6 protein-coding genes are annotated in these 13,035 nt (G+C 61.3%); 4 read left to right on the forward strand and 2 right to left on the reverse strand.

Annotation, left to right across the window (positions count from 1 at the left end; translation table 11 throughout):
• Positions 1 to 72: 72 nt before the first annotated feature.
• From aauS to IEQ42_RS10275, 3 genes are read left to right on the forward strand one after another with little or no spacing between them, the layout of a single operon-like run.
• Positions 73 to 1,974 carry a two-component sensor histidine kinase AauS gene (gene aauS / locus IEQ42_RS10265; RefSeq protein WP_210703433.1) on the forward strand — a complete coding sequence of 634 codons (1,902 nt, stop codon included), beginning with the start codon at positions 73 to 75 and terminating at the stop codon, positions 1,972 to 1,974.
• A complete protein-coding gene (gene aauR / locus IEQ42_RS10270) occupies positions 1,971 to 3,299 on the forward strand; it encodes a two-component response regulator AauR (protein WP_200612450.1) in 1,329 nt (442 codons plus the stop codon). Before aauS ends, aauR begins: the two co-directional genes overlap by 4 nt.
• An 8-nt stretch (positions 3,300 to 3,307) precedes the next feature.
• Positions 3,308 to 3,637 (forward strand): GlpM family protein, encoded by a 330-nt coding sequence (locus IEQ42_RS10275; RefSeq protein WP_210703480.1) that lies wholly within the window; start codon positions 3,308 to 3,310, stop codon positions 3,635 to 3,637.
• A gap of 168 nt (positions 3,638 to 3,805) precedes the next feature.
• Here IEQ42_RS10275 and IEQ42_RS10280 read toward each other — a convergent pair whose 3' ends face one another.
• Positions 3,806 to 4,840 (reverse strand): alpha/beta fold hydrolase, encoded by a 1,035-nt coding sequence (locus IEQ42_RS10280; RefSeq protein ID WP_395593143.1) that lies wholly within the window; start codon positions 4,838 to 4,840, stop codon positions 3,806 to 3,808.
• A 240-nt stretch (positions 4,841 to 5,080) separates the two neighbouring features.
• On the opposite strand from IEQ42_RS10280, the gene IEQ42_RS10285 reads away from it, so the two are divergent.
• Entirely contained in the window at positions 5,081 to 10,660 is a 5,580-nt protein-coding gene (locus tag IEQ42_RS10285; protein ID WP_210703435.1) for a dermonecrotic toxin domain-containing protein, read from the forward strand.
• Between the two features lie 57 nt (positions 10,661 to 10,717).
• Here IEQ42_RS10285 and metE read toward each other — a convergent pair whose 3' ends face one another.
• The gene (gene metE / locus IEQ42_RS10290) at positions 10,718 to 13,030 is read right to left on the reverse strand and encodes a 5-methyltetrahydropteroyltriglutamate--homocysteine S-methyltransferase (RefSeq protein WP_210703481.1); all 2,313 of its coding nucleotides are present in this window, start codon (positions 13,028 to 13,030) and stop codon (positions 10,718 to 10,720) included.
• Between the last annotated feature and the right edge of the window lie 5 nt (positions 13,031 to 13,035).

Here is a 13,035-nt window from a genome sequence, read left to right on the forward strand (position 1 = left end):
TCGCTGGCAAGCCAGCTCCCACAGGGACAGCGTACTTGCTGCAAGTGTGCTGGTTGACCCAAGGCATCTGTGATGAAATGCGACCCCAATCTCTATCGCGCAGCAACGCCATCACTTGCCGTGAAGCCCCGTCTGATTCGTCACCTGTTCTTGCCGCCACTGATCATCGCCCTGATGGTCGGACTGGGTTTTATCGGCTTCTGGACCAGTGAACATTTCGGCATCCGCAGCCTTGGCGAGAACGGCCAGCGTCAGCTGGAACTGCACGCCCGCGCCGTCGAGAGCGAAATCAGCAAATACACCTACCTCCCCAGCCTGCTGGAACTGGAAACCAGTGTCCCGCAATTGCTGGCCGACCCGACTCCGGAGCACCGGAAAACGGTCAACGATTACCTTGAAGGCCTGAACCGGCGCAGCCGCAGTCGGGCCATCTACGTGATGGACACCACCGGCCGCGTGATGGCCACCAGCAACTGGCGCGATGTCGACAGTTATCTGGGCGAAGACCTGTCCTTCCGTGCCTATTTTCAAAAAGCCATACGCGGTGAACCCGGCCGCTTCTACGGGATCGGCAGCACCAACGGCGAACCCGGCTACTACCTGGCCCATGGACTGGAAGAACACGGCAAGATCATCGGTGTCGCCGTGGTCAAAGTGCGCCTCGAAGCCATGGAAGAACGCTGGCAACGGGCGCGCCTCGAAGCGTTTGTCAGCGATGAAAACGGCATCATCATTCTGTCCAGCGATCCGGCCAGACGCCTCAAATCGGTCATCCCGCTGAGTGACGAAGTCAAAGAGAAACTCGCCCGCAGCCTGCAGTACTACTGGTTCCCGCTCACCGAACTGCAACCGCTGGCCCGGGAAACCTTGTCCGAAGGCGTAGAAAAACTCACTTTTCCGGCCAACAGTGAAATCGACTCCGACGAAGACGACATCCGTTATCTGGCGCAGACCCGGCTTCTTAGCGACACGCCGTGGAATTTCACCCTGCTGACGCCGCTTCAGGATTTGCGCCGCGAAGCGATCAACCAAGGCATTCTGGTCGCCGTCGCGTTTGCCCTGGTGGCGTTCCTGCTGATTGCCTGGAATGAGCGGCGCAAGGTCATCGCCACCCGCCTCGCCGCCCGCGAAGCCTTGCAGGAAGCCAACAATCAACTGGAGCGTCGGATTACCGAACGCACCGCCGACCTGCGTGCCAGCAACGACCGACTCAAGAGTCAGATCCGCGAACGTCGGCAGGCTGAAGAGACGCTGCGTCGTGCCCAGGATGAACTGGTGCAGGCCGGCAAACTCGCCGCCATCGGCCAGATGTCCACAAGCATCGCCCACGAATTGAACCAGCCGCTGGCAGCCATGCGCACGCTCTCAGGCAATACCGTGCGTTTTCTCGAGCGCGGCCAACTCGATGTCGCCAGCACCAATCTGAAAACCATCAACGACCTGATCGACCGCATGGGCCGGATCACCGCCAGCCTGCGGTCGTTTGCCCGGCGTGGTGACAATCAGGGCCAGGCCAGCCTCGGCAAAGCCGTGGACGCGGCGCTGCAATTGCTCGGAGCGCGCCTGGAAAATCCGGCGCTGCAACTGCACCGGCAATTCATTGATGTGCAGTTGCACATCGACCAGACCCGCCTCGAACAGATTCTGGTCAACCTGATCGGCAACGCCCTCGACGCCATGCAGGCGCAACCGCTGCCGCAACTGTGGCTGGAAGGTGAAGAGTTCAATGGCAAATATCGCCTGCGGGTGCGCGACAATGGCCACGGTGTCGACGTCGAAGCGCGCAAGCATCTGTTCGAACCGTTCTTTACCACCAAGCCCGGTGAACAAGGCCTGGGCCTGGGCCTGACGCTTTCCGCCAGCCTTGCCGCCGCCACCGGCGGACATTTGGGTGTCGAACACCCTGGCGGCGGCGGTACCACTTTCGTTCTCAGTTTACCGTTGGTAAGCCCTACTCCTGCCGAGCCAATATGAACCAAGACCTCAGCGTATTGATCGTCGAAGACGACCCCCATGTGTTGCTCGGCTGCCAGCAAGCGCTGACGCTTGAAGACATTCCCAGCATCGGCGTCGGCAGTGCCGAAGAAGCGCTGGAGCACGTCGGCGACAACTTTGCCGGTATCGTCATCAGCGACATTCGCCTGCCCGGCATCGATGGCCTCGAACTGCTGACCCGGCTCAAGCAACGCGACCGCAGCTTGCCGGTGGTGTTGATCACCGGGCACGGCGACATCTCCATGGCCGTTGGCGCAATGCAGAAAGGCGCCTACGACTTCATGGAGAAACCATTCTCGCCGGAGCGCCTGGTCGATGTTGCACGCCGTGCGCTGGAGCAACGCAGCCTCGCCCGCGAGGTCTCGTCGCTGCGCAGGCAACTGGCCGAGCGGGATTCGCTTGAAGGCCGGATCATCGGGCGCTCGCCGGCCATGCAGAACCTGCGCGAATTGATCGCCAACGTCGCCGACACCTCGGCCAACGTCCTGATCGAAGGCGAAACCGGCACCGGTAAAGAACTGGTTGCCCGCTGCCTGCACGACTTCAGTCGGCGACACAGCAAGCAGTTCGTTGCACTGAACTGCGGCGGCTTGCCGGAGAACCTTTTCGAAAGCGAGATCTTCGGTCACGAGGCCAACGCGTTCACCGGCGCCGGCAAGCGCCGCATCGGCAAGATCGAACACGCCGACGGCGGTACGCTGTTCCTCGATGAAGTGGAAAGCATGCCGCTGCCGCTGCAGATCAAGCTGCTGCGCGTGTTGCAGGAACGCACCCTCGAACGCCTCGGTTCCAACCAGAGCGTCGCGGTGGACTGCCGGGTGATTGCAGCGACCAAATCCGACCTCGACGAATCGAGCAAGGCCGGCGAATTCCGCAGTGACTTGTACTACCGCCTCAACGTGGTGACGCTGGAATTGCCGCCATTGCGCGAACGCCGCGAAGACATCCTGCAACTGTTCGAACACTTCACCCAGCAATCGGCCCTGCGCTTCGACCGCGCACTACCGGAAATGGATAACCAGACCCTGTCGCACCTGATGAGCCACGACTGGCCGGGCAACGTGCGTGAACTGCGCAACGTCGCCGAGCGTTTTGCCCTCGGTTTGCCGGCCTTCAAGAAAACCGGTGCCGGCAGCGCGGGCCAGGGTTTGGCGTTTGCCGAAGCGGTGGAAGCCTTCGAACGCAACCTGCTCAGCGACGCGCTGCAACGCAGCGGCGGCAACCTGACCCAGGCCAGCCTGGAACTGGGCATGGCCAAGACCACACTGTTCGACAAAGTGAAAAAATACGGGCTGAGCCACTGATGGATCTGTTGCTGAAAGCGGCACTCGGTGCCGCGGTTGTGTTGATTCTCGCGGCGCTGGCCAAGACGAAAAACTATTACATCGCGGGGTTGGTGCCGCTGTTCCCGACGTTTGCGCTGATTGCTCATTACATCGTCGGCAAGGGTCGCTCGATTGATGATCTGAAGACCACCATCGTCTTCGGGATGTGGTCGATCATTCCGTACTTTGTGTATCTGGCGACGTTGTATGTGATGGTCGACCGGATGCGGCTGGAGGCTTCGCTGGCCGTCGCCGCCGTGGCTTGGTTGATGGCGGCGACGGTGTTGGTGAGTGTGTGGGTACGGGTCCACGCCTGACATCGCAGGTACATGCAGGTCGATCAAGAGTTCGGTCTGGCACATGCAGTTCGATTGTGGATTCCCCGGAGAACGTTCACGTCGGTGTAGTTTTCAAATATCCCCCGATCAGTCCCCTCTCCCTCCGGGAGAGGGTTAGGGTGAGGGGCTCTTGGCTTTTCGTTGTTGTTACAAGAGTTTGGCACCCACCACCGGCTCAATCTGCGCCCAATGCGAATTGTCTTCACGATGCGCCTGCAAATACGGCAATACCGCCGCCAGCAACGGTTCCTTGAACGCTTCCTGAAACCGGTGGGCCAGCCCCGGAATCAGCTTCAACCGACTGCCGCGAATGTGCGCGGCCAAATGCACGCCATGCATGACCGGCAGCAGCGGATCGGCCGTGCCGTGCACCACCAGCGCCGGCACGCGCAACTGGTTGAGCAGCGCCACCCGACTCGGCTCGGCCAGTATCGCCATGATCTGGCGCTTGACACCTTCCGGGTTGAACGCGCGATCGTAAGAAGCCGCCGCTTGCTGCAGCAATGCCTGGCGATCATCGCTGACCGCCGGGCTGCCGAGTGCCGCGAGTAAATCCGCCTGCTGCTCCAGCGCCATTTCCCGGTTCGGCGCACCGCGTCGCGCCAGCAACTGCACCAGCGCCGCGCTGGGCGCCGGCAAACCTTCAGCGCCGGAACTGGTCATGATCAGCGTCAGACTCTCAACCCGCTTCGGCGCCATGGCCGCCATGTGCTGAGCAATCATCCCGCCCATGCTGGCGCCCAGCACATGGAATTGCTCGACATGCAGAGCCGTCATCAGCCCCAGCGCATCGTCGGCCATGTCGGTCAAACTGTAAGGCGCCGCCACCGGCAGACCGAGCTTGTATCGCAGCACCTCAAAGGTCAGGTTGGCCTCCGCCGGTGCCTGACGCCAGGTCGACAGACCCACATCACGGTTGTCATAGCGAATCACTCGAAAACCCTGCTGACACAGCGCCTCGACCACTTCGTCCGGCCAGTGGATCAATTGCCCGCCCAGCCCCATCACCAACAGCAATGCCGGATCCGAAGCACGGCCAATGCTCTGGTACGCCAGGCTGACCTGCGCCAGATCGACACGCTCGGTGGGCACATTCACATCGCATCGCGACGCCGCAGACGCCGGCACGCCGAAAAAAATCGCGGCCAGAACAGCCGCGATCGAAAACCATCCCTTCATCATCAAAAACACCGAAACACAGAACCCCAGTAGAGCGCGAGTCTGATGAAGTTTGTACAAGCGCGCTGCCACAGTTACGTGACAGTTTGATGAAGAGTGCCGGGCGGTCATCCGGCGCTTGAGGATAACCGCACGCCATGGGCAAGGTGCGATAACTATGTACCGCCATCAGCCCCGTCGACTGCCTTTGAATATCCGCCACTGAGGGGCGGATTCGCCGCCCCGGCACCGAGTTTTCTGCCCATGGACGCTGCTCTGCTATTGACCCGGCCTGAACCCACCTCCGTTGTCTGGCCTACCTTCAAACTCAATGCCCCCCTGCCCGATGAAAGTCTGGCGCTCAGCGCCATCAGTCAATGGCGACAAAGCACCGACGGCTTGCGCGAAATGTTGAAGGCCACTCCGGGCATGCGCGACACGCTCAACCGACAGCTGCGCGAAAAACTCGATGTGGACGGCGAGAACACCGGGTTGCTGTTTCCTGCCACGGATCAACAGCCTGAACGCTTTATCAGTTTCACCCAAGCCTGCGCCTTCACCTTGCAATATCCGCAGCTGGACGCGGATCTGAACCAGCAGTGTCGCGTGTCCGGTATCGATCAGGCGCACCCGCTGCGGTCGCTGCAACCGCAGCAATGGCTTGAGCGCCTGAAGATGCTTGGCATTCAACAGGCACATGCGCAGCGCTGGCGAACGTTCTGGGACAGTCGCGCGCTTGGCACCGCGCATTCCCGGCGCGAACAGGTCAAGCAGCTGTATCAACTGCATTTCGAAGCCACCGTGCACCTGGCACAAGCCCGCAAATCCCTGAGCGCCGAGCAGCTCCAACTGTTGCGGCTGGTCCTTGATCCTCCGGCCGGCGCGTTACTGCTGAACATGCAGCCGGTCTACACCGAGCAACTGACGCTGGTGCTCAAAAACCAGCACAAGGTCCGGCTCAGCGGCGCGTGGGTAATTCGCGCCGGGGCCGATGCCGACGTCAACCTCTTGCTCTACCTGCCCTGCCGCGCCGTTGCGATCCAGGCGTTTGCGCGGCGCAGCGAGATGCAAGCGTGGCTGCTCGATCAGGCCCTCGTTCCGGCCGACCTGCCGACCGACGATATCCGCTTCGAATACAGTCTCAAGACCGACGCCATGGCGCTGGGCAGCCACGATCTGCTTGCGCACCGCCAGCAATCGCAGATCACCCTGCTGACCACCCCCAGCCGTCGCGACGCGACCTTGGCTGCAGATGCCGGACAATCCCTGTCCACGGTTGATCTGACTGATCAACAACGCAGCCACGACGAGCTCATTGCGCCACCACCCAGACCGGAGCCACCGCCGCCCCGTGTCGATGACGATGCCCTTGCAGATGAGCAGGCATTGTTCGGCAGCTTGTTCGCTGATATTCCCCGGTCCTTGCGCCAGGCTGCCCTCGACAGCCAGCGCCGTGCGTTCGAAGAACGGCACGCAGGCGAGGGAATGCAGGCAATAAAGGAATCGCTGGAGGCACTGGAAGTGGCAGAAAAGGCCGCCGAAAAGGCTGCTACCGCGCTGCTCTATCGTGAACGGCAATCGGATCTGCGCACCTTCCAGCACGAGTTCACCGCGCTGCACGCCGCGCACAAGGCCGGGCTGCACGCCGAATGCGCCTTGCAACAAGCGCTGGGGCAACTTAGCGAAAACGAAGGCAACGCGTTTCGCACCGTGCTGGATGCAGCGCAGACAACCGGCGCCGCCGCGGTGGCAGCCAGCGTGAGCCTGTCGATGACTACACAGACCGCTGGCCAGACCACGCTCACCACGCAAGCACTCGCCGGCGTCTGGGTCGTCACCCAGCCTTGCGCCCTCGTCGACCCGGCTTCCCCCCACAGCCTGGTGCTCTACTGGCCCGGTGCAGGCGGTGGCTTACAGCGCTTCGCCCATCGTCGCGAACTGGAACGCAAGCTGTTCAGGATCGATCCGGCAGACCGCACACTGACGCTGCAGCTCAAGCAGATTCGCGGCGATGCGTTGCGCCATGGACTCAATCAACTGACCAGCGAATTCGAAGAACAGGCCGCCACGCTACGCCAGCGCCATGCCGCACCGGCCGACACCGAGCGACTCGGCGAAGAACTGCAAGTGCTGCGCAACCAGACCCTTGCCCGATTGCAGGTACCGGTGCACGCCGCCAGAAGCCTGGCATTCACTCAGGTGCTGGAACAGGACCGAAGTGCCGCGCTGGTTTCCCACCTGCCCGACTGGCTGAAAACCATGACGCAGGCCGACCGCGTAACGCTCAAGGATCTGATCAAGGCGTATCTGGCGGCGATGCAGCGCAGTCACGCAATCATGACGCTGCTGCTGGAACCACGCGATGACTTCACCTGCAAACACCTGCATGCCCGGTTGAGCAAAGACTTTGCACTCGAGGGCAGCTTCCAGATACAGCTGGATCTACCCGATTCGACGAAATGGGAAACCCACTTCTTTGCCGCGCCCGGTGCGCCTTCAACGCCGGAGAGACTGGTCCTGCTGCCCAGTGCGGCACGTAGCAAAATGAGCCTCGAAGACCTCGCGCAGATGAACATCGACAACACGCCATCGATGAACCTCGAACCGCTGGCGCTACGGTTGCGCTTTTTGAAGGTGACGGTCAGCGGACTCGACGATTCGCAGCGGTTGCGCCTGACGTCTGGCATCACGCGCGAATACCTGACCCGCGTGCTACCTGAACTGAACCTGCCGCAATCGTATGAACAACTGATCCGCGACACCTTTAACGGCAAGCAGAGCGAGTCGGCATTTGCCCGCGCACATCGACGCGAATGCCTGACCGAGCCCTGGCGGCTGATGCTCCGGATGCAGGGTGAATGCGCCCTCATGCAACGGCATATCCACAGCACCGACCTGCACACGCTGAACATCGCCATCGACGCCAACACCACTCAAGCGTGGCGGCCCACTGGCAAACGCGTGGTGTTGCTCCCGGCCTATCTGAGTGCCGGGGGCAAGGACACACCCTATGAAGGCCCGGTGACACTCTCAGGCGTGACCTTTATTGAAGAACAGGTCAGCGGCGTGACCTTGCTGTACCTGCCCGACAGCCCCGACGGGCAATTCCTGCGCCGCTACGACAACCTTGAAGCGGCGCGCACGGGTCTGTTCAACCTGTCGCTGTTCGACAAATGGGTCAAATACCTCGCAGGCCGGGCCCTGCAGGGCAACGTGCGCGCGCATGAGAGCCGGCTCAACCAGGCCTGGGACAGACATTTCGACGCGATGATCGGCGTCGGTCTGCCCTGGCCATCCACCACCTCGCTGAGCGAGCATTTGCTCAACGCGCATATGGGGCGGCTGATCGAAGCTCATCGCGGCACGTCTCGTTCAAACGATGCGCTGTACCTGGAGCGACATGCGCTCAAGGGCCCGCGTGCCTTCAACTACCTGAAAATGGCCCTGGGGCTGGTGCCGTTTGTGGGCACGGCACTGTCCATCTACGATGCGTGGACGGCGGCCAATCAGGCGGTGGCGGCGTTTTTGCGCGGGGAGATCGGCGACGGTTTGAGCGAGCTCAGATCGGTGCTGACGTGTCTGATCGACGCGGCCATGGACCTGCTGCCGGGCGAGATGCCGAGCTCGTTGTTGTCGCGCACGGCCCGCCAACTCACCCGTACGCGCCAGTTGCGCCGACTGGCGCGCAACGCCGCCGCCTTCCATGGCACATCGCAGCGGCAGGCTCGGCATGTGGTGCAACGCTTCATGGGCTACGAATACGAACAACCGCTTTCCCTTTCGGGTCTGCACCCGGCCACCAACGGCATTTACCGCGGGATCTACCGGCATGCCGACGGCGACTTCATCGTCCGTCAGGGGCGAATCTACGCGGTACAGCGCAGTCAGGATTCGCGTAACTGGCGCTTGCTGGGCAATAGTCGAAAAACCTACAAACAGCCCATTGCCCTGGACGAAAACGGTGAGTGGGATACCTGGTTCGGTGTATACGGCACTGCATTCGAAGGCGGCGGACTCGGTGGCGGGCAAGTGCTCGGCCACCTGGCCGACGCGCTGGATCCGCTCTGGCCGCAGGCGATTCGTCAGCAATTGCCGCGTTGGTGGGCCGACCATGCGTTTCGCCGTCATCATCGTTTGACCGAGGCTGCCGATGACCTGGCGGATCAGATTCAAGCCAGAGGCCGGGTGAGCGATGCGGCGATCAACCGGTATGGCAATGCCGCAGTCGAAGATCGTCCAGCACTGGTCGCGGCTGCTGAAACAGCGTGTCTGGGTGATATCGAACTGGCCAAACGCGCTTTTCAGACACTGGATGAATTGATCCCCCTGGCCAGCGGCAACAAAAAACAGGAGGCCAGGCTGTTCCGCAGCAAGACCGCCTGGCTGTTGACCGACCGCTATCGTCGCCTGGCCTACTTCACGTCACACAGTGTCCTGCCCATCACCCATAAAATCGACGAGTTGGCGCTGGCCCTGGACAATCTGCCAATCGACAACATCGCCCGCCGGATAACTCTGCTTGAGGAGGTCCGCCTGCTGCGTTTGCAATTTCTCAGCAAGCTGGATCGGATGGAGAGCCTGAAGATCGAGCTCAACCTGTGGAACGATCGCATTCAAGTCAAGGCAGACAAGCTGCAGGTCGCCAACGAAGTCAACGATATCAACACCAAACACAGTGACGCCAATCTGCTGTACCTGCGCACCAGTCAGCGGCTGGAAACCGTCAAGCACTACGGCCAGATCAATGATGTGTCGTGGTTTTATCTGACGGGCCGGGCGAGCAAGATCCGCATTGATGTCGATCGCGCTCTGTACACGCAATACATCTTGCCGACCCTCACCGCGACCGCGGCCCAACGCAGCCAGATTCTGCAAAACTGCCTTGACCTGTACACCCGTTTTCGGCGCGAGATGAACATCTGGACCCATCGTTACCCACAGCACTTTCACCTTGATCAGGTAGAACCGCTGCTCAGCGGTATCGAGAAACTGGGCGAACGTGCACGCAAGGGCATTATCGATCCGGCGGTGGTGGCACCGGCTGGCGAATCTGCCCAGCGCGTTTTCACCACCGCCGACAATCAGCTGATGTATGGCGTCGAGCGTTGGGAGCCAACGACGCAAAAACGCCAATATGTGTCGACGGGCCGGGGCGGCCAAAAAGAAATCTGGGAACAGGGCAACGATGGTCAATTCCGCTTGTTGAACCCGCGCCCCGTCGAACCGAACATTTCCACCCACCTGACGCTTGCGGCACTGTTGACTGATGCACAGCAGCGCCTCGACACCCTCCCCGGTTATCGCACCAAGGTCCAGTCATACGCTGAGCAGAATATGCTCCCGGTCGATCTGGAGCACATGATGGTCAGCGAAGCAGCCGAACTCAATCGACGCGCCGACCGCATCGCGAACCTCGATGCGCAGAACCCGATCATCACGACTCTGCGCGACAAGGCCAGTGACCTGACCAGCAGCGGCCGCGCACTGCGAACACGGCAAGCGCTGGCCAGCCAGAAACCCACCGACGGCATGCTTGAGGATCTGCTTGCCCAGCAGGTGGTCGAGATTCGCAAGACCGCCGCGATCAAACACCTGGGCAAATATCGTGGTCGCAACGATTACCTGCAGGAATACGAGGTGTGGAACATGACGCCACCGTCGCCACAATTGCTGTGGTACGCACATTTCCACTACCGCAATCCGACGCCGGTGTTCGGGCAATTCGAGAAGGCACACTTGAAAATGCCGCAGCACCGGTTCCTGACCCATGCGGATGACGCCGCTTTGCCCTACGCGGACATCGGTCAAACGTCGGCGGTCCTGCCCAACTTCCAGGCGCTTTGAGTGAGTGCGCCCGGCCCGCAAAAATGCGGGTCGGGTGCAGCCTCTGCGTTGCAGGTGTCAGGCCAGTTGACCGCGCAACTGCCGCGCCGCCGCCACCATGTTCACCAGTGCCGCTTCCGTCTCCGGCCAGGCGCGGGTTTTCAGACCGCAATCAGGGTTGACCCACAGACGTTCGGCGGGAATACGCTGCACCGCTTTACTCATCAACTTGACCATCTCGGCGGTGTCCGGCACCCGTGGCGAGTGGATGTCATAGACGCCGGGGCCGATGTCGTTCGGGTAGTCGAACGCTTCAAAGGCCTCGAGCAACTCCATGTCCGAACGCGAGGTTTCGAGGGTGATGACGTCGGCGTCCATGTCGGCGATGGCCTTGATCACGTCGTTGAATTCGCTGTAGCACATGTGCGTGTGAATCTGCGTTTCATCCTTAACTCCGGACGCCGTCAGACGGAACGCCTCGACCGCCCATTCCAGATATTCCTGCCATTGCGCACGCCGCAAGGGCAGGCCTTCGCGAAACGCCGCTTCGTCGATCTGCACGATCTTGATGCCGGCGTTTTCCAGATCGACCACTTCATCGCGCAGGGCCAGCGCCAGTTGCTGCGCCTGAATTTTGCGCGACACGTCCTCACGCGGGAACGACCACATCAGCATCGTCACGGGGCCGGTCAACATGCCTTTCATGACCTTGTCGGTCAGGCCTTGAGCGTAAGTAATCCAGTCGACCGTCATGGCGTGCGGCCGGCTCAGGTCACCGTAAATCACTGCCGGTTTCACACAGCGCGAACCGTAGCTCTGGACCCAGCCGAACCGCGTGAACAGGTAACCGTCGAGTTGCTCGGCGAAGTACTCGACCATGTCGTTGCGCTCGGCTTCACCGTGTACCAGCACGTCCAGCCCGAGGCGCTCCTGAATCAACACAGCGTGGCGGATTTCACTGCGCATGGCATCGTGGTAATCGTTGGGCGACAGCTTGCCCTGCTTGAACGCCTGACGCGCCAGACGGATCGCAGCGGTCTGCGGGAACGAGCCGATGGTGGTCGTCGGGAACGTCGGCAGCTGCAGACGCGCCTGTTGCCTGGCGATGCGTTTGGCAAACGGCGAATGACGCTGACTGTCGCTGGCATTGATCGCCTTGATCCGCGCCTGCACGTCAGCCTTGTGAATGCGTGGCGACTGCGCACGGCTGGCGTGAACAGCCCGGCTCTCGGCCAGCGCAGTTTGCACCTTGGGCGCCTGCGGATCGTTCAGCGCATCACGCAACACGGAGATTTCGCTGCACTTCTGCACGGCAAACGCCAGCCAGCTTTTGAGTTCCGGATCGAGTTTGTCTTCACGCTCGACATCCACCGGACTGTGCAGCAACGAACAGGAACTGCTGACCCACAGGTTGTCACCGAAACGCTCCTGCGCCGGTTGCAATTGCGCCAGCGCCTGCTCCAGTTCGCAGCGCCAGACGTTGCGACCGTTGACCAGCCCCACCGAGAGAATCTTGTAGGTCGGCAGGCGATCGAGCACCTGGCCAAGTTGCTCCGGCGCGCGCACCGCGTCGATGTGCAGCCCCTGCACCGGCAGACCCACGGCCAGACCCAGGTTGTCTTCCAGGCCACTGAAATACGTCGCCACCAGTTTCTTCAGCGGTGAATACTGGAGGATGTGATAAGCGCGTTCGAAGGCGCTTTTCCAGGCTTGCGGCAGGTCGAGGGTGAGGATCGGTTCGTCGATCTGCACCCATTCCACGCCTTGCTCGGCGAGGCGCACGAGGATTTGGTTGTACACCGGCAGCAGGCGCTCGAGCAGCTCGAGTTTGTCGAACTCGTCACCTTTCGCCTTGCCCAGCCACAGGTAGGTCAGCGGGCCGATGATCACCGGTTTGACGTTGTGGCCCAACGCTTTCGCTTCTTCGACTTCATCGAACAACTGGTTCCAGCTCAGTTTGAATGCTTGATCAGCGCTGAATTCCGGGACGAGGTAGTGGTAGTTGGTGTCGAACCACTTGGTCAGTTCTTGCGCGTATTGAGTCTTGCTGTGCTCACCGCCGCAGCAATGGCTGGTCGCACCACGGGCCATGGCGAACAGGGTGTCGAGGGTTGGCAGGCCGCGCTCGTCGCGCGCGTTGTCGAAACGCTCGGGGATCACGCCAAACATCAGCGAGTGAGTCAGCACCTGGTCGTACCAGGCGAAGTCGCCGACCGGCAGCAGATCGATGCCGGCATCTTTCTGCAATTGCCAGTGGCGGGCGCGCAGTTCACGACCGACCTGATTCAGGGCGGTCTGATCGAGATCTCCCTGCCAATAGGCTTCGAGGGCTTTTTTCAGTTCGCGGTCGGCGCCGATGCGCGGGAAACCAAGGGTGTGGGCCACGGCCATGTCGA

Source organism: Pseudomonas iridis, from assembly GCF_017980685.1.
Classification (GTDB): Bacteria; Pseudomonadota; Gammaproteobacteria; order Pseudomonadales; family Pseudomonadaceae; genus Aquipseudomonas; species Aquipseudomonas iridis.

Excerpts from the sequence above, each read along its gene's own strand:
- aauR (WP_200612450.1), top strand. The coding sequence starts at position 1,971 with ATGAACCAAGACCTCAGCGTATTGATCGTCGAAGACGACCCCCATGTG.
- metE (WP_210703481.1), bottom strand. The coding sequence starts at position 13,030 with ATGGCCGTGGCCCACACCCTTGGTTTCCCGCGCATCGGCGCCGACCGC.
- IEQ42_RS10285 (WP_210703435.1), top strand. The coding sequence starts at position 5,081 with ATGGACGCTGCTCTGCTATTGACCCGGCCTGAACCCACCTCCGTTGTC.
- IEQ42_RS10280 (WP_395593143.1), bottom strand. The coding sequence starts at position 4,840 with ATGATGAAGGGATGGTTTTCGATCGCGGCTGTTCTGGCCGCGATTTTT.
- aauS (WP_210703433.1), top strand. The coding sequence starts at position 73 with ATGAAATGCGACCCCAATCTCTATCGCGCAGCAACGCCATCACTTGCC.